Source organism: Leifsonia sp. A12D58 (assembly GCF_047530025.1).
Taxonomy (GTDB): Bacteria; Actinomycetota; Actinomycetes; order Actinomycetales; family Microbacteriaceae; genus Cryobacterium.
The window spans coordinates 62,577-87,511 of record NZ_JBLJAT010000003.1 but is presented as its reverse complement, the minus strand read 5'-3'; the positions used below and the strand labels follow the sequence as shown (position 1 = coordinate 87,511).

The 24,935-nt window shown below is 60.8% G+C and carries 17 protein-coding genes; 7 read left to right on the top strand and 10 right to left on the bottom strand.

Annotated features, from left to right (window positions below; all coding sequences use genetic code 11):
- Position 1: 1 nt before the first annotated feature.
- Genes ACMT3I_RS08810 through rfbB form a run of 3 tightly spaced genes read right to left on the bottom strand, consistent with a single transcriptional unit; the run spans position 2 to position 3,018 of the window.
- The gene (locus tag ACMT3I_RS08810; RefSeq protein ID WP_414804114.1) at positions 2–1,168 is read right to left on the bottom strand and encodes a glycosyltransferase family 4 protein; all 1,167 of its coding nucleotides are present in this window, start codon (positions 1,166–1,168) and stop codon (positions 2–4) included.
- Complete coding sequence (gene rfbD, locus ACMT3I_RS08805; RefSeq protein ID WP_414804113.1) at positions 1,165–2,019, bottom strand: dTDP-4-dehydrorhamnose reductase; 855 nt, start codon at positions 2,017–2,019, stop codon at positions 1,165–1,167. Before rfbD ends, ACMT3I_RS08810 begins: the two co-directional genes overlap by 4 nt.
- 12 nt (positions 2,020–2,031) lie before the next feature.
- Positions 2,032–3,018 (bottom strand): dTDP-glucose 4,6-dehydratase, encoded by a 987-nt coding sequence (rfbB, locus tag ACMT3I_RS08800; RefSeq protein WP_414804112.1) that lies wholly within the window; start codon positions 3,016–3,018, stop codon positions 2,032–2,034.
- A gap of 232 nt (positions 3,019–3,250) precedes the next feature.
- On the opposite strand from rfbB, the gene ACMT3I_RS08795 reads away from it, so the two are divergent.
- The 4 genes from ACMT3I_RS08795 (at position 3,251) to rfbA (ending at position 9,276) form a co-directional block, all read left to right on the top strand.
- A complete protein-coding gene (locus ACMT3I_RS08795) occupies positions 3,251–5,605 on the top strand; it encodes a cell wall-binding repeat-containing protein (protein ID WP_414804111.1) in 2,355 nt (784 codons plus the stop codon).
- Between the two features lie 159 nt (positions 5,606–5,764).
- On the top strand, positions 5,765–7,756 hold the full coding sequence (locus ACMT3I_RS08790) for a hypothetical protein (protein ID WP_414804110.1): 1,992 nt from the start codon (positions 5,765–5,767) through the stop codon (positions 7,754–7,756).
- Positions 7,757–7,802: 46 nt separating this feature from the next.
- Positions 7,803–8,411: a dTDP-4-dehydrorhamnose 3,5-epimerase family protein gene (locus tag ACMT3I_RS08785; RefSeq protein ID WP_414804109.1), complete on the top strand. Its 609-nt coding sequence runs from the start codon at positions 7,803–7,805 to the stop codon at positions 8,409–8,411.
- Positions 8,412–8,415: 4 nt separating this feature from the next.
- On the top strand, positions 8,416–9,276 hold the full coding sequence (gene rfbA / locus ACMT3I_RS08780; protein ID WP_414804108.1) for a glucose-1-phosphate thymidylyltransferase RfbA: 861 nt from the start codon (positions 8,416–8,418) through the stop codon (positions 9,274–9,276).
- Positions 9,277–9,360: 84 nt separating this feature from the next.
- On the opposite strand, the gene ACMT3I_RS08775 is transcribed toward rfbA, so the two are convergent.
- The gene (locus ACMT3I_RS08775) at positions 9,361–10,860 is read right to left on the bottom strand and encodes a DUF2142 domain-containing protein (RefSeq protein WP_414804107.1); all 1,500 of its coding nucleotides are present in this window, start codon (positions 10,858–10,860) and stop codon (positions 9,361–9,363) included.
- A 308-nt stretch (positions 10,861–11,168) separates the two neighbouring features.
- Between ACMT3I_RS08775 and ACMT3I_RS08770 the strand changes: the two genes are divergently transcribed.
- Together ACMT3I_RS08770 and ACMT3I_RS08765 are read left to right on the top strand one after the other, a co-directional pair.
- The gene (locus ACMT3I_RS08770) at positions 11,169–12,488 is read left to right on the top strand and encodes a hypothetical protein (RefSeq protein ID WP_414804106.1); all 1,320 of its coding nucleotides are present in this window, start codon (positions 11,169–11,171) and stop codon (positions 12,486–12,488) included.
- 578 nt (positions 12,489–13,066) lie between these two features.
- A complete protein-coding gene (locus ACMT3I_RS08765; protein ID WP_414804105.1) occupies positions 13,067–14,626 on the top strand; it encodes a cell wall-binding repeat-containing protein in 1,560 nt (519 codons plus the stop codon).
- Positions 14,627–14,707: 81 nt separating this feature from the next.
- Here ACMT3I_RS08765 and ACMT3I_RS08760 read toward each other — a convergent pair whose 3' ends face one another.
- The 6 genes from ACMT3I_RS08760 to ACMT3I_RS08735 all read right to left on the bottom strand — a co-directional run bounded on the left by ACMT3I_RS08760 (position 14,708) and on the right by ACMT3I_RS08735 (position 22,248).
- Positions 14,708–15,523 (bottom strand): glycosyltransferase family 2 protein, encoded by an 816-nt coding sequence (locus ACMT3I_RS08760; RefSeq protein WP_414804104.1) that lies wholly within the window; start codon positions 15,521–15,523, stop codon positions 14,708–14,710.
- Positions 15,524–15,609: 86 nt separating this feature from the next.
- A complete protein-coding gene (locus ACMT3I_RS08755; protein ID WP_414804103.1) occupies positions 15,610–16,455 on the bottom strand; it encodes a glycosyltransferase family 2 protein in 846 nt (281 codons plus the stop codon).
- 35 nt (positions 16,456–16,490) lie between these two features.
- Positions 16,491–17,711: an ABC transporter ATP-binding protein gene (locus tag ACMT3I_RS08750; protein WP_414804102.1), complete on the bottom strand. Its 1,221-nt coding sequence runs from the start codon at positions 17,709–17,711 to the stop codon at positions 16,491–16,493.
- 51 nt (positions 17,712–17,762) lie between these two features.
- Entirely contained in the window at positions 17,763–18,665 is a 903-nt protein-coding gene (locus tag ACMT3I_RS08745; protein WP_414804101.1) for an ABC transporter permease, read from the bottom strand.
- A gap of 84 nt (positions 18,666–18,749) precedes the next feature.
- Positions 18,750–20,753, bottom strand: coding sequence for a glycosyltransferase (locus ACMT3I_RS08740; protein ID WP_414804100.1), 2,004 nt, complete (start codon positions 20,751–20,753; stop codon positions 18,750–18,752).
- Positions 20,754–20,895: 142 nt separating this feature from the next.
- A complete protein-coding gene (locus ACMT3I_RS08735; protein WP_414804099.1) occupies positions 20,896–22,248 on the bottom strand; it encodes a glycosyltransferase in 1,353 nt (450 codons plus the stop codon).
- A 197-nt stretch (positions 22,249–22,445) separates the two neighbouring features.
- Here ACMT3I_RS08735 and ACMT3I_RS08730 point away from each other — a divergent pair, with 197 nt between their 5' ends.
- Positions 22,446–24,935, top strand: a complete 2,490-nt coding sequence (locus tag ACMT3I_RS08730) for a glycosyltransferase (RefSeq protein ID WP_414804098.1) — start codon at positions 22,446–22,448, stop codon at positions 24,933–24,935.

The window sequence follows — 24,935 nt, the reverse complement described above, 5'->3', positions numbered from 1 at the left end:
CCTAGAGGTCAGCGTGCAGCTGCCATACTCGTTCGGCAGAGTCGCGCCAGCTGAATGCCTTGGCACGGTCGCTTCCATAGATCGTCAGTCGGTCTGCCAGCTCGCTGTCGCTGAGCACCGTGCTGATTGCATCAGCCAGTCGCGTCGGGTAGCCAGCACTGTCCTTGCGTTCAACGACAAGGCCAGCCTCGCCACCCACCTCGATGAGAGCCGGGGCATCCGAGTGGATGACGGGTGTTCCGGACTGGAAGGCCTGGATGATGGGCAGGCCGAAACCTTCTTCGAGGCTGGGGTAGACGAAGACAGCCGCCCGCGAAAAAACGAGTGCGAGGTCGGAGTCGCTCAACCCGGTCAGCGAGCGCACGCGTCCCTCGGCCAGTCCGGCTTCATCGGCGACGGCAGCCAGCGAGATCTCGCCCCAGCTGTCAGGGCCGAGGACAACAAGCGGCAAATCAGGCGCGCCAGGCAACCCGAGCGCCGTGATCAGGGAGGTGATCGCCGTGCGCGGCTCGAGCGTTCCTGCGGTGAGAATATATTCGTCGGGCAACTGCAGTGCTTCGATGCGCTCGGCGACGAGTTCGTCGGCGAACGCCTGGGCCAGCTGGTGGCCAGGCAGCTGGAATCCGCGGGCGACGGCTGGGCCGATCACGCGCACGCGGTCGCCAAAGTCGATGATCTCAGAGAGCTGGGTCGCGACAGTGTGGCTCGGAACCACGATCGCATCAGCATGCTTTCTGGCGCGCTTGGCCATGCCCTTGGTCCAGGCGACGGTCGTCGGGGTGAGCGACTCGGGATGTGTCCAGGCCAGCAGGTCGTGGATGCTCACGGCCACCTGGGTGCCGCCGTACACCCGGTCGTGGCGTCGAAGCGGAGCCAGGAGGCTCGGTGCATGGATCATTCCAGGCCCAGGGGACGACGTCACGCCGAGCTGCCAGGCAGCGGCAAGCTCCCGGCGGCTCAGCGTCGTCTTGTACAGGCCACTAAGTCCGGGGAGGGACTCCTCGAGCGCCGTGTACTGCTCGGGCGACGACGAGGACACGATGCCCTCGACGTCGCAGTTCGCCGGTGCCGACTCTATGAGCGCCCGCGTGAGTTCAGAGGTGTAGCGCCCCAGACTGCCGGGCACTGGCGCGACCACCTGGTCGACGACTACCCGAAGTGTGGTCATGCGTCCCCCAGAACTCCTCGTTGTGCTGCCTCGGCGAGCGCCTCTGTCCAGTCGCGCATCGGTGTCAGACCAGCTGCGCTCCAGGCGTCATGCCCCAGTACAGAGTATGACGGCCGCGGGGCCGGCCGCACGAATGTCGAGCTGTCTGTCGGGGTGACGCGCAGAGGATCGAGTCCGGCCACTTCGAAGACTGCACGGGCGAAGTCGAACCAGCTGGCGATGCCCGAGTTGGTGCCGTGGTAGATGCCCGCTGGAGCATCGGAGTCGAGCAGCGTCACGATCTGGGCGGCGAGGTCGCCGGTCCAGGTGGGCTGGCCGAGCTGATCGTTCACGACGCTGACCGTGTCGTGAGACGCAGCGAGGCGCAGCATCGTCTTGGCGAAGTTCGGACCGTGGGCTCCGTAGAGCCATGCGGTGCGCACGATGAAGCTGCCGGCCGGGTTCTCGTCCATCACGAACTTCTCGCCGGCGGCCTTGGTACGGCCGTAGGCAGAAATCGGGTCAACAGGAGTGCTCTCCTGGTACGGCGACGTAGCGCTGCCGTTGAACACGTAGTCGGTCGACACCTGCACGAGTCTGGCCGAGTGCGCAGCTGCAGCGGATGCCAGGTTGCGTGCACCAATCGCGTTAACCGCGTATGCGTCGGCTTCGTTCGTCTCGGCGTCGTCGACCTTCGTGTACGCGGCGGCGTTGATGACGACGTCATGGCCGCGCGCGGCGTCCGTAACGGCCTGCAGGTCGGTGACATCCAGGTCGGCACGGCCGAGCGCGGTGAATTCGCGCCCGGCGAGTGCCGCCTGCAGATCGCGCCCGAGCATGCCGGATGCGCCAGTGATGAGATAGCGGGTCATAGTGAGCGCCAGTTAGGCCAGGGCCGCGCGAGCCTTGAGCGGTTCCCACCACTCGCGGTTGTCGCGGTACCACTGCACGACCTCAGCCAGGCCCTGCTCGAAGGGAACCTGGGGCTCGTAGCCGAGCTCTGCCTGGATCTTCGAGATGTCGACCGAGTAGCGCAGGTCGTGGCCGAGGCGGTCGGCGACGCGGTCGACGTACGACCAGTCCTTGCCGGTCGCGTCGAGCAGCAGCTGGGTGAGCTCCTTGTTGGTGAGCTCTGTGCCTCCACCGATGTTGTAGATCTCGCCGGCGCGGCCGTTGACCAGCACCATGGCGATGCCACGGGTGTGGTCGTCAACGTGCAGCCAGTCACGGATGTTGTTGCCCTCGCCGTAGAGAGGAACGTGCTTGTCGTCGATCAGGTTCGTGACGAACAGCGGGATGACCTTCTCAGGGAAGTGGAAGGGGCCGTAGTTGTTCGAGCAGCGCGTGATCGAGACGTTGAGTCCGTGGGTGCGGTGGTAGCTGCGCGCGAGCAGGTCGCTGCCGGCCTTCGACGCCGAGTACGGCGAGTTGGGCTCGAGTGGTCGCTCTTCGTCCCATGAGCCTTCTGCGATCGAGCCGTAGACCTCGTCGGTTGAGACGTGCACGAAACGCTTGAGGTTGTTGCGGAGGGCCGCGTCCAGCAGCTGCTGGGTGCCGAGAACGTTTGTCTCGACGAAGATGGTGGCGTCGCGCACGGAGCGGTCGACGTGCGACTCTGCGGCGAAGTGCACGACTGCGTCGATGTCGGGGAACAGCTGGTCGAGCAGTGCACCGTCGCGGATGTCGCCCTTGATGAAGGTGTAGCGCGGTGAATCAGCGACAGAGGCAAGGTTCGCCAGGTTGCCTGAGTAGGTGAGTGCGTCGAGTACGACGACCTCAGCTCCTTCGAGGCCCGGGTATGCGTCTTGCAGTGTGCGGCGAACAAAGTTCGAGCCGATAAAGCCGGCGCCGCCGGTGACGAGAATCTTCATAGGTGTTCGTAACCTGTCTGTATACGTAAAAGAGGCGTCATTAGTCTACCGGGCGGGGACTGAGGGCCTCCTGACTGCAGATTTGCGTCTGGATTGTGACCTTTTTTCCCTGACGACCCAGTTATTCGTGCCGATGGTCGACAATAAGCATCGAGCCTGCTGTTCTTGCGCGCGTGCAAAACGGTGATGTGCGCTGTTTGTTCCCCGCCCTGACTGCCCTGAGAGGCCCACGATGACCCGAGTGAACACGGTATTGCGCCGCGGCAGCATTCTTCTGACCGGAGCGCTCGTGCTCGGGATACTGCAGGCAGGTCCCGCTTTTGCGGCGACAGGTGACGATGACCAACTGGTGCCGTTGATCCGATCGCAGGCGGATGACATGGTCTTTCCGGACGGTGCGCCCGTCGAGGCTGACCTCCTTCGGTCCAGCGAAGAAGGCATCGACGACGAGGTGCTGATGGCAGCGGCAGCGCCATCAAACCACAAGGTGAACGTTGCGGTGGTTTCGCCGAGCGGTGTCACCCCACCCGACACCGCTTACATTTCGGATGCAACCATCACCTCCATGCTCGCAACTGTCGGAGCCTCGTGGAAGTCACAGTCGAACAACCAGGTGCAGTCCGTGACTCTCAGCGGATCGATTCAGCGTTATGCAAGTGCATACAGCTGTACGAGTCCTCAAAACGCGTGGACAGAGGCAGCTGCAAAATTTGGGCATCCAAGCCGCTCATATTATTCAAGTACAGCCTCTGAGCATTTGTTGGTGCTTGTGCCCTCGGCCTGTGCCGCATCGGGCCTCGGCAGTGTCGGCGTCAACGGAGTAACAGTCAGTGCCAGCTACGGCGGCGTCATGTGGGTGTCTATCAAGGGATACGGCGACATCGATACCGTTACCCATGAATTCGGCCACAACCTCGGGTTGCAACACTCAAACTCGCATCAGTGCCCGGTGGCAACCATGAGTGAGGGCGTGATCAATGCAACGACCGGAGTGTTCTCCGACGGTTGCGCCGACTTTGCATACGGTGACTTCTTTGACGTGATGGGTCCCTCGTGGTCGGTGGGGGGACCAAACGGCGTTGTCTATACCAATGCGCGCCCGACCGCGCTCAACGTGACGCACAAGGTGCGCTTGGGTGCGGTGGCGAACGGTGAGATGTCGACTGTGTCGTTGGCTGCGGGCAGCGCAACGTCACAGAAGTCATTCCCCTTGGTATCCGTGGGGCAGAGTGCCGGATTACGCGATCTCGCGGTGACCGATCCTCGAACCGGTCAGGTCTACTACGTGGACTTCAGGGGCGGCGGGGGAACGGATGCCGGTTCACTGTATGAATCAGGAAAACTGAGTGGCGTCGGAACTGCGATAGGGGTCCGGGTGCTGACGACGCGTGCAAATGGCTCATCCATTGTTTTGAACAGTCCGGAGAAGAGCCCCCTTAAAGGAAGCAAGTTGTATTTGCTTCCGGGGGAGAGCCTCTCTACGCGGTCGGGCGGTATGACTGTGCTGGTGAACAGCGTGGCAAATGGGGTTGCAAATGTATCCGTTGCGCTGGCCGCCGCGGGGAGCTCAAGCACGCCGACGCCGACTCCGACCCCGACGGTAAAGCCGACCCCGACCCCGACCCCGACGGTAAAGCCGACCCCGACCCCGACGGTAAAGCCGACTGCGGCTCCGGCCCCGACGAAACCTAAGATCACGCGTATCTCGGGAGCCGATAGGTATGCCACAGCAATCAAGGTGTCGCAGGCTGGCTACGCGACTACGGCTTCGGTCGTTTACGTGGCGACGGGAGCAAACTATCCAGATGCGCTCGCGGCAGCGCCTGCCGCATCATTGAACCACGGGCCGCTCCTGCTCACTGACGCTGCGGCACTGCCTGACTCCGTCAAGACAGAGATCAAGCGGTTGAAGCCCGCCCGCATCGTTGTGGTCGGCGGAGAGAATGCAGTCTCGCCTGCAGTCTTCAGAGCCTTGAAGCCGTTGGCAGCTCGGGTCGACCGCATCGCGGGCGCAACCCGTTACGAGACGTCGCGAAACATCGTCAAGGACGCTTTTGGCACGGTTTCAGAGGCATACCTTGCCACGGCACTGAACTATCCCGATGCGTTGTCTGCCGCGGCAGCCGCAGGAGCGCGCAAGATCCCGGTCCTTCTCGTTGACGGCAACGCTGCTCAGGTCGATTCGGCGACGATGGCCCTGATCTCTTCACTGGGAATCAAGAAGATCACGATTGCTGGCGGTACTGCGGTCGTGTCTTCCGGTATCGAGTCAACACTCAAGCGCGCCGGGTTGACCGTTGCCAGACAGGGTGGCAGTGACCGTTTCGAGACATCGCGCCTGATCAACAAGGTGGCATTCACTGCGGCTTCAGAGATATTCATCGCAACGGGTCATCAATTTCCGGATGCACTTGCTGGCGCCGTGCTTGCCGGGTCCCGCTCAGCGCCGTTGTATGTGGTCCCGCCCAGCTGCGTGCCGTCAGGCGTGGTGACCGACCTCACACGACTCGGGGCATCGAAAGCCACTCTGATTGGCGGCGTGAACGCTTTGAGCGATGCGGTGGCCAGCTTGAAGAAGTGCTCGTAGGAAGTCGAGTGAAGTCATCGAGTGCGATTCGCTCAGGGGAGATGCTCGACCGCCCCTGAGGTATCCTCTTCCTCTGTAGTGAATGGTGCGCCCAGACCCGCGAACTCACTGCACAAGCCAGGAGGAAAACGATTGCGTCGAGTAATCTCATCAGGATTCATGCGGCAGTCATTCGTTCGCTGGGCGATTTTTCCCATCGCAGTGCTTGTGGCATTCATAGCCCTCGTTGGATTTGACGTCAGCGGATCTTCGATTGCAGTCTTCTCCTCCCAGCAGGAGGCTGATGGTTTGCTCGCGGGGACCCCGCGCGGTATCAGAAGCGATGAGTTCCTTCTGCAGACCCCCAACGCGATCTCGTCGGTTGAGCAGGGGTTGCCCGCCAACGCCTGGATCGGGCTTAACAACGTCGACCAGTCTGTGGCGGCGGGTGGCGGGCCGACTCACGATTGGGGAGCCGTCTTTTCCCCTCAGGAGTGGGGGTACCTGTTCCTCGGCGCGAGCCGGGGGGTTTCCTTTGCCTGGTGGTGGCCGTCCGCAATCGCGCTCTGGGGGTGTTTCGCGCTATTTGGAATCCTGACCAGGCGCCCGCTCCTCTCGACTGGCTTGGCGATCGCAGCGACTTTCACTCCATACGCTGGTTGGTGGCAGCAGCCATCGCTTACCCTCGGGCACGCGGCATTTGCAGCGGCGGCGGTTCTCGGCGCGTGGCTCGTACGACGTACGAGTTGGGCAATCGGGCTCTCAGTATTGGCTGGACTCAGCGGGGCCGTTTTTGCGCTGACCTTGTATCCGCCGTGGCAAGTGTCCATTGCCCTGGTGATCGTTGCACTCGGAGTCGGTTTCTTTTTAGACAGGCGCATTCCCTGGCGAAGAGTTGCCTGGACGGCGGGAGTCGCAGTTCTTGCAACAGGCGGGGTTGCTATCGCTTGGATGCTGCAACATCAATCTGCGATTCAATCAGTTGCGAATACCTACTATCCCGGGCAACGCAAGACAGTGGCAGGGACGGGGTCGCTCGAAGCGCTACTCAGCGCGCCTCTCAACTTCTGGATGGTGGGCGACGCCGGTGCATCCCTCGGGGCAGACGGTCGAGTTGGCCCATACGCGAATCTCTCAGAGTCAGCGTCGAGTTGGTTGCCTCTCCCTGTGATCGCACTTGGGATCGTCGGGGCAGTATTCCTTGTTGTCGGAACAGTGCGCCGCAGGCGGCACCCGCGAACCGATCTGGAACTCTCGGCCGAGGTTCTAACGAGTTCTGTCACTCGATCGTCCGAGCCAGTCTGGATGCTGTCTCTTCTTTCAGCGGTCATTCTCCTGCTTCTGGCCTGGATGTTGTTGCCCCTGCCCGAATGGGTGGGGCAGGTGACCCAATTGCAACGGGTGCAGCCGTCGCGCACACCTCTGGCTCTCGGCTTCGCGGCGATCATGATGGTCGCAGTAGCCACAACTGTGCAGAGACGACCCCGGGTATGGGGATGGCCGTGGCTGCTGGGTGCGTCACTACTGACCGCTGTTGTCACTGTGTGGTCCGCAGAGCGGCTCCCGTGGGACACGGCTCTTGTCTCCATGAAGGTGGTTGCCCTGAGTGGGCTTGTGCTCGGTGCCCTCTTTGCCATGCTGCTCGGTTCGAGGAAGCCTGTTGTAGCAAGCGTCCTGCTCGGAATTTTCGCTTTTGTCAGCTGGGTACAGATAAATCCGGTCCAGCAGGGTATTGCGCCGCTCGCAGATGACTCGCTGGTGCGGGAGTTGCACGCGGTGACGGGGGAGAGCGACAATCCCAGAACGATGGTGTTTGGTGACTTCTTCACGGTTGCAAAAGTGCGTTCGGCTGGCCAGCAGAGCATTTCAGGGACGACGCCATATCCTGACGCAGACCTGATGAACGCGCTCGCGCCAGAACAAGAAGAGTTGTGGAACAACTACGCGCAATATCGGTGGATTCCAGGGGCGGCTGGGACGTCGCCGATCATCGAGCGAGTGAACGGCAGCGGGATGACAATGACCATCGACCCATGCGACGCCGTGATCGCTGAAAAAGTTGACCCGGGCTGGGCGGTATCCGAGACACCTCTTGAGGCACCATGTCTGGAGCTGGTATCGACAGCAGGAACAGACCGGACCTACTACATTTACGAGGTCGCCACTCGCTAGGGAGACTGATGGTCGAGCACTGAACTGCGATTGGTAGGATGCTTTGGTGCAGATCCGCGAACTCTCCATCCCAGACTCCTATGAAATCACGCCGAAGCAGTTCGGCGACGACAGGGGCGTGTTCCTTGAGTGGTACCGCTTCGACAAGCTCGAAGAGACGATCGGTCACTCGCTGAACCTGCGGCAGGCGAACACCTCCGTATCGAAGCGCGGCGTCGTTCGCGGCATCCACTTCGCCGATATCCCTGTCGGCCAGGCCAAGTACGTCACAGCGACCCACGGCGCGGTCCTTGACTACGTCATTGACATCAGGGTCGGTTCGCCGACGTTCGGCCAGTGGGACACCGTGTTGCTTGACGACACCGATCGCAGGGCGATCTACCTGGCCGAGGGTCTGGGGCACGCATTCGTGTCGCTGACTGACAACGCCACCGTCAGCTACCTGGTGACGGATGTCTTCAACCCCACTCGCGAGCACGGCATCAACCCCCTCGATGAGCAGATCGGCCTGGTCTTCCCGAAGGAAGCCGGCGAACCGCTGCTCTCCCCGAAAGACACTGGCGCACCAGGACTCGCAGAAGCAGCAGCTTCCGGGCTCCTGCCGACGTGGGACGACGTCAAGGCTTTTTACCAGACGCTGAACGAAGGAAAGTAAGACGATGCGCGGAATCATTCTCGCCGGCGGCTCCGGCACCAGGCTCTGGCCCATCACTAAGGGCATCTCCAAGCAGCTGATGCCGATTTACGACAAGCCGATGATCTACTACCCCTTGTCGACGCTGATGATGGCCGGTATCAACGAGATCCTCATCATCACGACCCCCGAATACAACGACCAGTTCCGTGCACTGCTCGGCGATGGATCGACGCTCGGCATTCGCATCGAATACGCCGTCCAGCCCTCCCCGGATGGACTTGCCCAGGCATTCATCATCGGTGAAGAGTTCATTGGCGACGAGAGCGTGGCCCTGGTACTCGGCGACAACATCTTCCACGGTGCAGGCCTCGGCACCTCGCTACGTGGCAATCATGAGCTTGAGGGTGCACGCATCTTCGCGTACCACGTGAGCAACCCCACCTCGTATGGTGTCGTTGAGTTCGACGACACCATGACAGCACTCTCGATCGAAGAGAAGCCAACCAAGCCGAAGAGTAACTACGCGGTCCCCGGCCTGTACTTCTACGACAACTCTGTTGTCGAGATCGCCAAGACAATTGAGCCGAGTGCACGCGGCGAACTCGAGATCAGCACGATCAACGAGCGCTACCTCGAGCAGGGCAACCTGCACGTGCAGGTTCTTGATCGCGGCACGGCCTGGCTCGACACCGGTACATTCGAATCGATGATGCAGGCCTCTGAGTACGTGCGGGTGATCGAAGACCGTCAGGGCTTCAAGGTCGGTTGCATCGAAGAGATTGCCTGGCGCGCCGGCTGGATTGACGACGCGCAGCTTGCCGTCATTGCGGCTCCGCTCGTGAAGAGTGGCTATGGCCGCTATCTGATGTCGCTCATCGCGTAGTACTTAAGACGAGTACGTCAGTGGCCCGGCTCCCCAGAAGGAGCCGGGCCACTGACGTATCTATATGGAGGCGCGTATGCGGCTCTATTGCCGCGCGGCGGCCACGTGCTGTGGTACGGCGCTCTGCGGTGCCTCAGACTGTGCCAGTAGCTCGTTGTCCGGGTCAACCTGTGTCCAACGTGCCACGAGCGCGACAATTCCGGCCCACGTCGCCGCGTAGATGACGACCAGTGCAATCCAGCCGAGCGGCGGCTGCCAAGCGGGCGCCTGAATCATGTCGATCCATGTCTGGGTGCCGATGACGTAACGTCGCAAGACGAAGATGAATGCCGCGACCTGCGCGATACCGAGCACCACGACTCCGCCAACGACAGCTTTGCGCGCCGTCGAGACCCTGGAACCAGGGAACGTGTCGTCTAGGGCGAGTCCTGCCAGGATGAGCACGCACAGGTATAGCGGGATGGCGTAGCGGCCCTGCCACATCATCCCGAGCTCGTTGTAAAAGGATGCCTGCACGGCGGGCGGAACGATGAATGCGGCGGCGGCAACCACGACAAGCGCGACTCGTGCGCGACCCTTGGTCAACGCGAAGCCGCAGAAGAGCACTGCAGCGATCGCGCCGAACCAGACCACGGCGACCCCGGCAGGAGCCGCATAGTCAATCCAGCCGAACTGGCCGATCCATCCCTGCCAATAGTCGAAAGTGGTCTCGACCATGAGCAAAACGACCGTGGTCAGCCCAGGGGCTCGTGGTTCGACGACCTTTGCACTGGCGTCCGCCGTTGCCGCGCCGTAGACAGCCACCCAGGTGATAGTCCCCACTACGGCGACTGCGATTCCCGCCAAGGTAAACCAGACGGGAGGTCGCTTGAGCAGGTCAACTACCGTCGACCACGGAACGGAGATGAGGGCGGCGACTCCAGCGATTGCCAGCCACAGCAGCCCGATTGAACGACCGGATGTAAGCGCCACAGCACTACCGATCGTGAGGGACCCTGCGAGCCAGAGTTGTTTCTGAGTTAGAGGTCGCCGCAGCATGAGAGTGAGCAGGGAAAGTACAGCCCCGGCCGCTGCGACTTCTAGTGCGTTGGGATTCAACGACCCGCCAAGGAACAACACCATGGGGGTGACGCCCACTACTGACGCAATCACTGGCCACCATGAGCGCGACTGGGCCAAAAGTGCGACGACCATCGTCGTGAGGAACAGCGAGGTCAGGAGTGCGCTCACGATGCGCATCGCATACAGCGCAGGAGCGCCTGAGAGCACAAGGCTCGGCCAGCCTACGAGTGCGTAGTACACGGGGCTGTTGAGTGAACCGGTTGATTGGCTCTCGACGATCGTCTGATCGTCTGAGACCTCATCCTGACAGTCGGCCGTCAGCGTTTGATTGCCAGCGAAGCACGTCATCACGCGTGTATCGGCGATGAATTCCGGCACTTGCACGTAGGGGTAGTCAGACGTGTCGTTTACAGTGCCGATTGGCTGCCCCTGCGCAACGGCGCCCGCACGTACGAAGTGTGCGGGTTCATCTGGCGATGCCGTGAGCGGTGTGGCGAGTGACCACGCCGTGGTCAGGAGCATGAAAAGGGCGAGAATCGGTAAAACAATTCTGGCCGAAATAGGGTGCACTGAACCACGGGAATCGGGTCTCGGGCGAACTCGTGTAATTGTCACTTTTCCTCAATCAGCGACCCGTGAGCTACACAAAGTCGCCTTTGTAGCCTAACCGGGGCAGGCTGGTCGATACCTGCGTGGCCCGGCCTGTCGCTTTGAGCGTCGAAGTCCAGGTCTGACGAGGGCGAGAAAGGATCGCAATATGTTCGCCGGACGACGTGCATGCACCGTGGCTTCGGCGGCGCTGTTGCCCTGTGCCGGGTCGCGCTAGGAGCATGATGGACTTCGCGACCAGCCGACGGACTGTAGCACTGTGGTTACGCAATGCGTGGGTGCCGATCATCCTTGTAGTCGTCGCCTTGGTGAGCGGCGGCATCATCACCGCAAACCACTCCGACCAATTTTCTCCATTGGATGAGTGGGTGTACTACGACTACACGGTGAAGATTCCGACCCAGGGTGTCGTGCGTCAAGGTGAACTCATCGGACACGAGGCGCTCGTCGGCATGGCCTGCAACGGCGATTCGTTCGGCCCGCGTGGCGAGCCATGCAATGACGTTCAAGACATCAATGCCAGCTACCCGCAGGGGGGAAAAACGTCTGCGGACATCTATACACCGCTGTACTTCGTAATCACGTGGAGTCTCGGCAAGGTGATTCAGTTGTTAACCGGCGCGGAATTCCTGACCGCAGCCAGGGCTACGGGCATCCTCTGGCTCGCCGGTGGCCTGCTGGTCTTCTACAGGTTGCTCGAGCTGATGAAGGTCCGCCGGGTCGTTACGTTGGGCCTTGGGCTCGCCATTATTGGAGCGCCAACGACCTTCTGGGCAAATACCTATATCTCTACGGATGCCCCGGTTTTTCTCGTTGGAGCGGCACTCCTTCTCGCGGGCGTCAGTGCGATTAAGGGCAGAAGCAGCCCGTGGTGGTTGCTTCCAATCGCAGTGATCGGGATCCTTCTCAAGGTGACAACGGTGCTAGCCCTAGGGCTCGTGGTCCTCGCGTTAGTGTTATTCGTCATATTTGCCAAGCATGAAACTGCCTGGGTGGCTAAACGTCGATTACTGATACCTGTCGTGGTCACCGTGGCCGCTGCGGGTTTCGCTCAAGTGGCGTGGCTGCTGATTCGCGCGCAAATTTCGCTCGGCGCCGGCCCTGACCAGGGGCTGGCGCAGCCGTTGGCGTGGCGTGACATCGCCGGAATGCTCGCGCTCTTCATTTACCCGGGTCCGCTGTCTGGCAACTACGACCCGCTACTGAGGATTCCACAGATCGTCGGAGCGCCATTGGTGCTCATCACGATTGCAGGGATCGTGGCTTTTGCGTGTGCCCGGTTCGCAAACCCGCTCGAGAAGTCTCTGGCGTTCTCGATCGTATTGGCGTCGACCCTTTTTGCGCCGTTGCTTGCTTTGGGAATGTACCTGCTGCTGGGCGACGTCTTCCCGGTTATAGAGCGGTACGCAATCCCACTGCTGCCCGCATACCTACTTGCTGCAGCGATGATCATCAAGAACCGTGTTGCCGAGTGGGCCGTCTTGGGCTACGGCGCCTTTCTGGTTGTGTTCGTCACTGCCTGCTCGATTGCGTTCGCATAGCTCCCTTTCCAGTTGCGGAGGCCGCCTGCGGCCCTCTCGACACCCAGATGGATCCGAGTAGTGGTTGGACGTGTCAGAGCCACAGTCGGTCAGGTTGTCCCGCTCTGGGCTACGGTGCGTGTCGCCCGTGCCGGGGTAGACAACGAGGATATGATCGCCGAATGCTCCCCACTCATCTTTTCCGGTCCGTGGTCGTCGGCGTCTGCGCAGTTCTGGTGGCGACCGGCGTCGCATTTACACCGATTGGTGCGGCGACGGCCGAAGAAGGATCCGGGCAGGGCGCTCTACCCGCCACGGATTCTGCAACACCGAGTCCAACGGCCGCGCCTTCCTCAACTCCAGAGGCCACGCCTTCCTCAACTCCAGAGGCCACGGATGAGCCAACACCAGAGCCCGTGGAGACCGTGGTGCCAGCGCCCACAGAGGAGCCCGTTGCGACGGATTCTCCGGAAGAGGTTCCGGATTGGTGGAAGGCGCCAGATCCATTTGCGGCCTCAGCACGTTCGTTGGCGATATCGACTGCGAGTTTCAACGCGGGTCTCATCATCAGCGATTACAATTTTTACAACTCTTGGGCGATGACCGAGAGCGAAATTCAAGCTTTCCTTGATTCCCGCGTCGGTGGTTCTTGTACGAACTCAAGTTGCTTGAACATCTTTAAGATGAACACGACAACGACTACCATGCAGACCCTTTCGCCCGGTGATCCGTACGGGACTTGTGCGCCCTATATCGGGGAACAGAACGAGTCCGCTGCTCGAATCATCTACAAGGTTCAGAGGGCCTGCGGCATTAGTGCCAAAGTACTCCTCGTCGTCCTCCAGAAGGAGACCAGCCTTGTGACGAGCAAAGGCCCGAGCGACGCCTATCTTCAGAAGGCGCTTGGCTATGGGTGTCCCGATACTGGTTCGTGCGACCCGAATTACTACGGCTTCTTTCGTCAGATTTATGGCGCGGGTCGACAATTCACGTGGTACAACAACCCTTCCGGCTCGCATACGAGCATCAAGATCGGGCAGCTGAATACCCGCTACTACAACAAGAATTCCACTTGCGGCTCCTCCTCTGTTCTAATCGCCAACAAGGCGACGGCAGCGCTTTACTACTACACTCCATGGCAGCCCAACGCATCAGCGCTAGCCGGTGACTGGGGAGTGGAGTTGCCCGACAAATGTGCTTCCTACGGAAACTTGAATTTCTGGCGGCAGTACAGTGCCTGGTTCGGAGACCCGACGTCCGCAGGATCGCCAAGCACCGCACGTATCGCTGGCGACGATCGGTTTGCGACGGCTACCGCCATTTCAAAGTCTGCGTATCCCTCGTCTGGTGTTCCTGTCGTCTATGTCGTAACAGGTCTCGATTTCCCCGACGCGCTGAGCGCGGCACCTGCTGCAGCCGCACAAGGCGGGCCCATCCTCCTCGTTCGACCGGGCGATCTGCCAGAGGCGACCAAGATCGAACTCAAGCGTCTTGCTCCCAAGAAGATTGTTGTAGTCGGTGGGACGGTCGCGGTGGGCGCGGGAGTCTTTGACGCTCTTAAAGCGATCCAGTCCAACATCCAGCGAATCTCTGGTGCGGACCGCTACGAGACGTCACGCATGATGGCTTCCGCGGCGTTCCCCAATGCAACGACCTCATACGTTGCAACCGGCCTGGACTTCCCAGATGCGCTGTCGGCCAGCGCAGCGGCAGGCTCGCAGAAGATCCCGGTAATCCTCCTGGATAAGGCCCCGTCACTGAGCGCTGCCGTCGCTGCCTCGCTCAGCAAAATGAGCACAGTGAAGGTAGCCGGTGGGCTGAATGCCGTGTCGGCCAGCCAGGAAGCTGGCGTGAAGGGCCTCGGCATCAAGACCGCTCGGTTCGCCGGTGACGACCGCTATCAAACTGGCGTTCTGATCAACAAGGACGCGTTCCCCAGTGTGAAAACCGTCTACGTCGCAACAGCATTCGCCTTCCCTGATGCACTGGCTGGTGCTGCCGTCGCCGGGGCAAGCGGTAGCCCCTTGTACGTGACGATGCCCGGATGCGTACCAAGCTCGGTGCGAGCCGATATCACAGGGCGGAATGCGCAGAAAATGGTACTACTGGGCGGACCAAACGCACTCTCAGACAATGTGGCGCGGCTTGCAGTCTGCTGAGGTTGGTGACGTGTGAATGAGAATGGCCGCGCCTGATGGTGCGGCCATTCTTGTCGGTCGACGCGCCTCCGCAACGAATAACTAGCGGGTGGCGTTGCGCTCGATCAGATACGTTCTGAACTCGTCCTTCAGATCCGCCAACTGGGGAAACTGATTGGTCTCGTGTAGGACAAATGTGAGATCCACATCGGCCTTGCGAATTGTCCAGCCCAACGACTTGGCATAACCGCAAAGCCATTGGTCCTCGAGAAATGCGTAGCGGCGGGGAAGCTTCGTGAAGAAGTCTGAGGAACGAACAATATCGATATCGCAGATGGCGCCACCGGTTCCTGCATAGTCCGCCAACTCGCCAGGAGCAGTCGGGTTGCGGTTCCAGTGCGAATCGATGTAATTCCAGGCCCAGAAGCCGGCAAACTCTCGCGGGGCTGCATAGCCACAGAGGGTGTCGATAAAGGCAGGCGTAAGGTCCTGGTCGTCATCAAGGGTGATGAAGTGTCCGGTGACGCCTGACTTCAGCAGGCGCTTGGCCAGAAAGAATCGGCCCATGCCACCGACGTTGCGGGGGCTCAACACATACTCGACGCTCTCGAGTGCGCCAGAGGGTACGAATGCGGCAATGCGCTCCCGATAATATGCATCGTCAGCGGCGTTGTTATTCCACAGCAGCAGCCGAACACGCTTGTCAGTGGCCTGCGCGTCGAGCTGGGTCAGAATGTCGTCGATACGGGCGGCCCGGTTCCACAGGCACACGATGACGGGAACGGCGTCCAGCGTCGGCGTTCCGCACAACCTCTCTTGCCTGAAGAGACCGTTCCGACCGCGGATGTTGGCCGACTGCCACGCAAGCGTGTCCTTCGTCGTCTCTGCGCGCTCTCCGAAATTTTTCGCAGCGGACATCGTGCCCCGCTTGGCAACGCCGGCGCGTCGCCGCAACGACCGGAGTGCGCGCCCGCCGAACGACCTGACACGGCGGTACACCGTAGTCACCTCGTGACCCACCAGCTTCGAGCCGCCAGCCCTAGTTTGAGCACAGCCCGCAGAGGAGCCAGGTACCACGCTGAATATTTGTTCGACAGGTAAAGATAGGCGCTGTCGTGGTGCGCCTTCTCCATGCGCTTGGCACTTCTCGACGTCGAGTGGGCGCCGGTGTGGGTGACTGTCGCATCCGGTACATAAATGTTGCGCCAGCCAGCCTTACCGAGACGTGCACCGAGATCGACATCTTCGAAGTACATGAAGAAGTTCGAGTCAAACCCACCGATCGCATCGTATGCGCGCTTGCGCACGAGCAGGCAGGCGCCAGAAAGCCAGCCGGCTTCGCGCGAATCCTGGCCATAGTCGCGCTCCGCGCGGTAGCTTCGCGACCACGGATTGCTCGGCCAGATCCGGGCGAACAGAGCGTGGCCGACGCCGGTGCGAAGTGATGGCAGATTGCGGGCCGATGGGTACACGGTACCGTCGGCATCGATGATGCGCGGACCGACCGAACCCGCGGTCTGTGCTGCCTCTGCGGCGTCGACAAGTACATCGATGGAGCCAGGCGTAAAACTGACGTCGGGGTTCGTGATCAGGATGTAGTCGACATCGTCGCCATATCCAGCGACACCGGCTGCGACTCCTGCGCCGTAGCCGGCGTTCTGGTTCAGTTCAAGCAAGGTGGCGCCGTGCCTGGCCACGGTCTCGCGTTCGAGCGTCAAGTCCGATGATGCGTTGTCGACGACAACCACCGATAACGGCCGAGTGCTTGCCGTCGCCAGGGAATCAAAGAATGAGACCAGCGTCTGTCCCGTGTTGTAGGTCACGGTCACGACGAGTACAGACGGAGACATCTTGCCTTTTCGATTCATGCGATGCCAGCGACCCGTCAGGCCATTGCGCCCAGGTCAACGAACGCAGGTGTCGCGTAGGTTGTCCCGACGGCCAGCGGGGTGTCAGCAACGTCGAACGAGCATCCCTGGGGCAGGTCGAAGATGTGACGACCGGTTGAATCCATGATTGACGCGTTCACAAAGTATTTGCCCGTGCCGAAGTGCGTGTCGCTCAAGCGGAACTGCACGCGACGCTTGCCCTCAAAACGGCCGAGTGGAATACCGAGGCGCTTCGTCGTTGTGCCGTACACAACCTGACCCATGGTGTTGTCGATCTGGATGGCGCACATCCAGTCATCTGTGCCGGTGAAGTGCTCGATGTCCATCGTGATCAGGATGTCGTCACCCTGCTCTACGTCGGCGTCTGGCTCGCGACCGTCGGCGTATGCCACCACGTCATGGATGACTGCCTCGCGGGCAGCGGGCGTTGTAGCTTCGGGGGTGTGATCGGCGACGGCAGCCACGTGGGCGACGCGACGATCTTCGAGGATGTCACGGAATTCTGCGACGGCCTCGTGCGGTTCGCCGTCGAAGACAACTTCGCCCTTGTTGAGCAGAATGGCCCTGTCGCACATCTCTGGCACCTGGCTGAGCGAGTGAGTGACCAGAATGATGGTGCGGCCTTCCTCCTGGAAGGACCGGATCTTGTCGAGGCACTTGCGCTGGAAAGCCTCGTCACCAACGGCGAGAACCTCATCGACGAGCAAGAGGTCTGGGTCGGTGTGCACGGCAACCGCGAACGCGAGACGCACATACATGCCAGACGAGTAGTACTTGACCTGGGTGTCGATGAAATCGCCGATTTCAGAGAAATCGAGGATGTCGTCGAAGCGTGACTCGACTTCGGCCCGGCTAAGACCCATGATCGACGCATTGAGGAATACGTTCTCGCGGCCGGTCAGGTCGGGGTGGAATCCGGCACCGAGCTCGAGTAGGGCGGCAATGCGACCGCGCCTGGCGACCCGGCCGTCGCTCGGGTCAATGATGCCGCCGATGACCTTGAGCAGCGTGCTCTTCCCCGACCCGTTGTGGCCGATGAGAGCCACCGTGTGACCGGCCTGGATAGTGATGTTGACCCCTTTCAGGGCCCAGAACTCTTCCTTGTGCTTTTTGCCGCGACCGAAGCCGGTCAGGCGTTCCTTGAGAGAATTGTCCTTGCGCAGCACGAAGCGCTTTGACACATCATCGATGGTGATGATGTCGGGGGCTTCGTTCATTGGCCTGGATTCCGTTTCGTATACCTGTGTCATTGACTCGTCGCCTTCCTGCTACAGAACCTGCGCGAAGTTGCCCTGCAACTTCGCGAAGACTCGATGGAAGACACCGATCAGGATCACGCCGATGACGAATGCAATCCCGAGTCGAAGCATCAGGAGGTCGGGGTAAGGCACAACGTCGTGGCCGGCAATCCAGAATGTCCGCTGGAAGCCGAGCACAGCGAGAGTCACCGGGTTGTTCGTGTAAATCTCGAGGAGCAGGCCGGGGCCGAGGGCGTCCTTGACCATGCGCCAGGTGTAAACGATGGGGGAAGCCCACATCATGAGGAGCAGCGCGACCTCGACCAGGTACTGGATGTCCCTGAGGTACACGTTGACGGCTGAGAGCAGGATGCCAAATGCAGTGGCAAAGACCAGCAGGACCGCCAGGGACGGGATGAAGTAGACGAGTTCGGGTGAGATCGGGAAAGCGCCAAGGAGGATGGTGGCGACGAGCAGAATTCCGAGCTGGATAACGAAGTTGAAGACTGCAGAACCCACGCTGGCCAACGGGAAGATTTCGCGCGGAAGGTAGACCTTCTTGATCAGGCCGGCGTTGCCGACGATCGAGGAGGTCGAACTCGCAATGATCTCGCTGAAGAGACCGAACGCGGTGAGGCCGGTGAAGACATAGATGGCGAAATCAGGGGTTCCCTCTGCTGCCCTCAGGAAGTGGCCGATCACTACGTAATAGATGACCAGCTGCGTGATGGGGCGAACCAGCGTCCAGAGGAAGCCGAGCGCGCTGTCCTTGTAGCGCGACTTCAGGTCACGTCTGATGAGCAGCGACAGCATCTCGCGCTGCTTCGAAATTTCACGAATCGAGGCGATGATTCCTTTGCCTGGTCCGGCACCGGAGCCCACCGTCACCAACTCCTGCTGGGCGAGAGCGGCGTAGCGGTCCTGAGCTGACATTCGGGTTCATTTCATTTCGGGGCAATGGACTGTCACGATTATAGTGCGGCACTCTCCGAGGACCCTGACTGCCCTGGCCCATGCTCAGCCTTGGAGAACGCTGTCCCACCGTGCGCGGAAGATCCGCTGATTAGCTGATTCCTGCGCGAACCTACCGGGGCTGAAGACGCTGAAGTGCGTCACGCGTGATTCGGGAGCGACCGCAAATCGAGGTGCACGATCTGCTGCTGCATCCAACCGCAACGCAAGATCGGCATCTTCGAAGCCGTTCGAATAGAGAGGATCGAAACCACGCACTTTTACAAATGCGGCTGCTCGGTAGATGCAGGCGACACCAGAGAGCGCAAGCGGTTCCGACTCACTCGTCGGAAGCTCCTCGATATCGCGGGGGAGGCCGGTGTCAGTGTCGATGATTAGCCCGGCACTTTCGATCTGACCCGCGGGTGAGCGGATGACGGATTGCGCACCGGTCAACTCAGGGTCGTCGCGCATGGCAGCAACAAGCGGTGCCAGCCAGCCGGATTCAACGGTGACATCTTCGTTGATGAACACCACGAGGTCGCCGGTAGTCTCCGCGAACGCCAGATTCGAGCCGAGGGCGAAGTTCGTGTTTCGGGGTACGGAGACAAGGCGGACCCGCGGGTCACCGGTGAGGCTGGCCGTCAGGATTTCGCGCACCGAATTGGGCGAACCGTTGTCCAGGACGACGAGTTCGAGGTTGACGTCACCCGAATTCTGGAGGATCGAGTGCACGGCATCCACTGTCATACGCCAATCGGCATATGTCAGCATGACGATCGAAACCAAGTCGGTGGTGCGCTCGGTCACCTCGCGCTTCAGGCCAGACCAATCCAGCACGTACTTCGTGAGAACTACCTGTTCCCAACCGTTAGGTTCAGTTGTACTGATGCGCTTGATGTCGCCGCGGTGGCTGTATGCCACCCCGATCGCCGGCACGAAGTGCAGCTTCCCGAGCGAGCTGAGCCGGATGACCAGGTCGTAGTCGACCCAGCGACGCAGGTCTGGGTCGAAGCCGCCGATCTCGATTGCAGCCGAGCGGCGGGTGATGAGCGTGTTGAGGTCGATGAAGTTGCCGCCATTGACCAGGTCGTCGCGGTCGCCGCTCATCGCCAGGAACGATCGCACGCCGTGCTCGTCAGTGAGTTCGGCGGCTGAGTGTGTTGCGACGATTGCCGGATCGGAGAACGCGGGCAGGCCAAGCTCGATGAAGTCGGGAAGCCACGCATTGTCGGAATCGATGAACGCGACGAATTCACCTGACGAGAGATCAAGGCCGTTGTTGCGCGCCGCGCAGACGCCACTCGGGGACTGCTCAACAAGCCTGATCCGAGAATCTATGGCCGCAAATTCTCTGACGACGCTTGCTGTCTCGTCGGTGGAACCGTCGTCGACAATGATGAGTTCCCACGCGGAGTGCGTCTGACCGATGACCGATCGAATGGCATCCGCAATGATGCCGGCTCGGTTGCGCACGGGCATGATCGCTGAAACAAGAAGGTCAGTCTGGTATGGCTTCACGTCGGCGCGCACGGCGGGGTCTGGCTCCCAATCGGCCGTCAACCGAGGGCGCGTATAGTACGAACGCTCGTTAATGAGGCGCGCTGAGGTGAGGGCCAGCGCTCTGGCGTCTCCCCAGGTTGGTGTGCCGACCGCCCAGTGCGGTGTGGGCAGTTGCGTCGAATCTGAGGCGGTCGAGACGAACTGTTCCATTGCTTCACGGGCGTTGTCTGGAACCTGTCGCCCAGAGCTTTCGCATTGGTCTGCGAACACGCGTGCATCGAAGAACGGCGAGGTGGTGTTGAGGCGTTCGGCGCCGAAGAAGAAGGAGAGGAAGCTCGGCGACTCGCCGCGTGACGTGTGGAAGCGGTACCACTCGTCCTGGAACAGCGGGGTGACGGACAGTCCAGCAGCCAGCCCGACGTCGAAAAAATGGATTACTGCAGCGCGGCGGTTGCGAAAGGACGTCTCCGCCTGAACTTCGTAAAATTCCTGATCCATCAGCGGTGAGCGCTCGATGGCGGTGATCTGCCGGTAGCGGTCGATCGGTAGAAAATAGGAATCAATCATGGTGTAACGCCTCATGTGGGTGCGAATTCTGCGCGCGGTAGAACGACGTGCGATCCTCATTGATCTCCCTGTACCGGTAAGCCTCTGCCGGCTGCGCATCGGCAGCTGGCATCAGACTAGCGAAGACAGGGCTCATTTCGACTCAGCCGCGTAGGGCGCGGGATCGCACCTTTGTCGTGAACCAGCGCAGTGGGCGCGTTATACGCCACGATGTGCTTCCCTCGAGGCCGTCAACCCGCAGACGAAGCTCGTGGATTTCGACGTTTCGAGGGGTGATCACCTTGCGAATGTTGTCGGCAGCTCGGCGGGGAGCGGCACAGAATGCGACGAGTGGGGCAAGGACGAGCGACCATCTCATTTTCGACGCGTACTTCTGCACGTTCGCGGTGATCCGCTCCTTCTCGCCTTCCTTATAGAGGACGTCTTCGAGTGCCGACTCGAGAGCAGCCACGTCTTCAGGCGGAACGACCCGACCCAGGTCGTTTTCCCTGATGATGCTGGCGAAGGTGTCGCCGTCAGTACTGACGATTGGAAGTGATGCCCAGAGGTAGTCGAGGATTCGGGTACGGAAACTGAATGCGGTTTCCAGGTGATCGAAATGCGTGCTGACGCCGAGGTCCGCATCGAGCAGGAAGTTGGAGCGCTCGTCGTATGGCACCCAGCCTTCGTTGAAGAACACGACTGTGTCGAGCAGCCCGAGTTCTGCTGCAAGTTCGCGGGTGCGGAGCGACACGGCCATCTCGGGCACGCTGGGGTTCGGGTGCTTGACGCCGAGGAAGAACAGCCGGAGGTCGGGGTGTCGCTTCGAAAGCGCATTGATAGCCCTGATGAGGGTCAGCGGGTCGAACCAGTTGTAGATGCCCCCGCCCCAGAGAACGACAGTGTCCGTCTCCGAGATGCCGGGAACGACGCCCTTGATGCCGTGCCTGGTCTGTACAGGCGCTGAGTCTTCGATTCCGAACGGGGCGACGTCGAGAAGCGACCGCAGACTGTGGTCGTCGTCATAGGTTGCGGGGTTGATCCTGTAGAGGCCTGCCAGCTGGCCGAGCCAGAAGTCGCGCTGCTTTTCGGACGCGCAGAGCATGAAGTCTGCGCGTTCGATCTGCACGTTGAGTACTTCCGCGGTGTGCAGTGAGAGGTGATAGCGGTCTTCTGCGCTCAGATCTTTGCCCTGCTCGAGGACTTCAAGGTGCATGGGGTCGTAGATATCGGCGACCAGGATGTAGCGCGGATCGAGCAGCCAGGGGAAGCTGGCGAGTACGTGGCCCTGGAATACGATCACGTCCGCCCAGTTCGCGTAGGAGCGCATCAAAGCTTCAGGCGCGTACTCAATGCTGAACGCGTCGTGCGACAACTCTGCATAGACCGTCGAAACCAGACGGACGTCTGCCGAGGCTGCAGCGAGAACCTTGGCCATTTCGAACGCCCGGATCGCTGGACCGGCCATCTTGACCCCGATCGAATCAGGGGTGATGATAAGGACTTTGCGTTCCAACGGGATACCTCGTTCTGCACAGGATGATCGGTGTTCGGCCGGGCCGCAAAACGTGGATCGAGTGGTTCGGCAAGGCAATTCAGGAGAATAACACGGCCATATTGCCAGGCCCTGAGAGAGCGACTGAGGCTCTACTCAGATTGGAGGGAATCCGATTGATACACTCAAACCTGCCATTCCCTTATAGAAAGGCTCGCATGCCTAAGCTCCGACCGGGTGTTGTTTCAGTTGTCCTGGTGAATTTCCGAGGGACCGATGACACCATCGAAGCCATCGACAAACTCGGAAAACTTGACTGGCCGTCAGACCTCCTTGAGATCGTTGTGGTCGAAAATGCCTCTGGCGACGACAGCGCAGAGCGGATCCGCGCTGCCGCACCGCACGTTTTGCTTGTCGAATCCAAGAAGAACCTCGGATTTGCCGGCGGATGCAACCTGGGCGTGAAAGCGTCATCGGGTGAGTTCATCGCTTTCCTGAACAACGACGCCAAGCCGGATTCTGCCTGGGTGCGCGCCGCTGTTGAGCGCTTCGCTGAAAGCCCGGCCATCGGTGCCGTCGCGAGCCGCGTGCTCGATTGGGACGGAAACCTTGTCGATTACATCGGCTCTGCAATGACCTGGTTCGGCCAGGGCTACAAGCCGCTTACCGCTCAGCCGGTTCCGAGCGAGCCCGACCGCGTTCACGACGTGCTTTTCGGCACCGGTTCTGCCATGTTCGTGCGCCGCTCCGTTTACGAAGCGCTCGACGGCTTCGACGAGCGCTTCTTCATGTTCTTCGAAGATGTCGACCTCGGCTGGCGTCTCAACCTTCGTGGCTGGCGCTACGTGTACGAGCCGGCTTCACTTGCCTTCCACAAGCACCATGCATCGATGTCGTCATTCGGTTCTTTTAAAGAGACCTATCTGCTGGAGCGCAACGCGCTCTTCACTCAGTACAAGAACCTGGGCGACGAAGCCCTGGCTCAGACGCTGCCGGCGACGCTGGCTTTGACGGTTCGCCGCGCTGTCGCTCGCGGTGACCTCGACTCCACCGAGTTCGACCTGCGCAAGGGCGCCGACAACGGGCCCACCACGGAGGTCGCCAAGGAGACCCTGGCCGGTGTCTACGCCATCGACCAGTTCGTCGAGAACTTGCCGTCGCTGCTTGAATCGCGCAACGAGATCCAGTCGTCGCGTGTGGTGTCCGACAACCGCCTGTGGCGCCTCTTCGGCGAGACCGATGCTCCCTCGTACCAGTCAGAGCACTACCTCGAGGGATACGACAAGATTGTCACGACCTTCGGCGTGACCGCCTCGCCCGCGCTCACTCGCGTGTTGGTGATCACTGGCGACCCGATCGGCGCCAAGATGGCCGGTCCGGCAATCCGTGCCTGGAACATGGCCGAAGCGCTCTCTGTCGACAACCACGTCACTCTCGTGACGCTGGCCGGGGCAGAGCCGGTGTCTGCACCGTTCGACATCGTGCATGTGAGCCCGGATGACAACCGTGCAATGAGTAAGCTTGAACGCGAAACTGATGTCATCGTCTTTCAAGGCCTTGCCATGGCGCTGTTCGACAGCCTGCGCAAGAGCGACAAGATCATCGTTGCCGACATCTACGACCCCATGCACCTTGAACAGCTCGAGCAGGGTCGCGAGCTTGGTACCGATCAGTGGAACAAGCAGGTACTCGACGCTACTGATGTGCTCAACGAACAGTTGTTGCGCGGCGACTTCTTCCTGTGCGCTTCAGAGCGCCAGCGTCATTTTTACCTGGGCCAGCTCGCAGCTCTCGGTCGCATCAACCCGGCCAACTATGCGACGGACCCCGATCTCACCAACCTGATCAGTGTTGTGCCGTTCGGTCTGAACGAGGAGTTCCCCGCCCAGACCAAGCCCGCGCTCAAGGGAGTGCTGCCCGGCATCGGCGAGGATGACAAGGTGCTGCTCTGGAGCGGTGGCTTGTACAACTGGTTCGATCCGAAGACGCTCATCCGTGCGGTCGCCAAGCTATCTGAGAATCACAACAACGTGCGTCTGTTCTTCCAGGGCACCAAGCACCCCCACCCCGGTGTGCCCGAAATGGGAATCGTCGCCGAGTCGCGCGCGCTGGCGCAGGAGCTGGGTGTGCTCGACCGCTCGGTGTTCTTCAACTCTTCGTGGGTCGACTACGCCGATCGTCACAACTACCTGGGTGAAGCGGACGCCGGTGTCAGCACGCACTACGCGCACGTCGAGACCACGTTCTCGTTCCGCACGCGCATTCTTGACTATCTCTGGGCCGAGCTGCCGATGGTCGTCACGGAGGGCGACCACTTCGCCGAACTGATCGCAACCGAGAAGCTCGGTGTCGTCGTGCCGCCCACGGACGTCGACGCTCTTGCCGCCGCCCTCGAGAAGGTTCTCTTCGACGACAAGTTCGCCAGTGCAACCCGCCGCAACATCAAGCGAGTGCGGAAAGACTATGAGTGGGGCACAGTGCTCGCCCCACTTGTCGACTTCGTCGCGAGCCCGCAGCACGCACCAGACCTGATCGCCAGCGGTGCAGTTACCGCCGGTTCGACCGGTGGAGCACGCAAGACTGTCATCCGCCGCAAGAAGCACGGCGTCCGTCACGATGCCGGGCTCGTTGTGCACTACCTCAAGAACGGTGGCCCCAAGGTCGTCGTGAAGAAGGTTCAGAGCCGCCTTCGGCGTCTGCGTAAATGA

What these genes read in the sequence shown, in the direction of transcription:
- ACMT3I_RS08810 (WP_414804114.1), bottom strand. Translation starts at nt 1,168, where the DNA reads ATGACCACACTTCGGGTAGTCGTCGACCAGGTGGTCGCGCCAGTGCCC.
- rfbD (WP_414804113.1), bottom strand. Translation starts at nt 2,019, where the DNA reads ATGACCCGCTATCTCATCACTGGCGCATCCGGCATGCTCGGGCGCGAT.
- rfbB (WP_414804112.1), bottom strand. Translation starts at nt 3,018, where the DNA reads ATGAAGATTCTCGTCACCGGCGGCGCCGGCTTTATCGGCTCGAACTTT.
- ACMT3I_RS08795 (WP_414804111.1), top strand. Translation starts at nt 3,251, where the DNA reads ATGACCCGAGTGAACACGGTATTGCGCCGCGGCAGCATTCTTCTGACC.
- ACMT3I_RS08790 (WP_414804110.1), top strand. Translation starts at nt 5,765, where the DNA reads ATGCGGCAGTCATTCGTTCGCTGGGCGATTTTTCCCATCGCAGTGCTT.
- rfbA (WP_414804108.1), top strand. Translation starts at nt 8,416, where the DNA reads ATGCGCGGAATCATTCTCGCCGGCGGCTCCGGCACCAGGCTCTGGCCC.
- ACMT3I_RS08775 (WP_414804107.1), bottom strand. Translation starts at nt 10,860, where the DNA reads ATGCTCCTGACCACGGCGTGGTCACTCGCCACACCGCTCACGGCATCG.
- ACMT3I_RS08770 (WP_414804106.1), top strand. Translation starts at nt 11,169, where the DNA reads ATGATGGACTTCGCGACCAGCCGACGGACTGTAGCACTGTGGTTACGC.
- ACMT3I_RS08765 (WP_414804105.1), top strand. Translation starts at nt 13,067, where the DNA reads ATGACCGAGAGCGAAATTCAAGCTTTCCTTGATTCCCGCGTCGGTGGT.
- ACMT3I_RS08760 (WP_414804104.1), bottom strand. Translation starts at nt 15,523, where the DNA reads ATGTCCGCTGCGAAAAATTTCGGAGAGCGCGCAGAGACGACGAAGGAC.
- ACMT3I_RS08755 (WP_414804103.1), bottom strand. Translation starts at nt 16,455, where the DNA reads ATGTCTCCGTCTGTACTCGTCGTGACCGTGACCTACAACACGGGACAG.
- ACMT3I_RS08750 (WP_414804102.1), bottom strand. Translation starts at nt 17,711, where the DNA reads ATGAACGAAGCCCCCGACATCATCACCATCGATGATGTGTCAAAGCGC.
- ACMT3I_RS08745 (WP_414804101.1), bottom strand. Translation starts at nt 18,665, where the DNA reads ATGTCAGCTCAGGACCGCTACGCCGCTCTCGCCCAGCAGGAGTTGGTG.
- ACMT3I_RS08740 (WP_414804100.1), bottom strand. Translation starts at nt 20,753, where the DNA reads ATGATTGATTCCTATTTTCTACCGATCGACCGCTACCGGCAGATCACC.
- ACMT3I_RS08730 (WP_414804098.1), top strand. Translation starts at nt 22,446, where the DNA reads ATGCCTAAGCTCCGACCGGGTGTTGTTTCAGTTGTCCTGGTGAATTTC.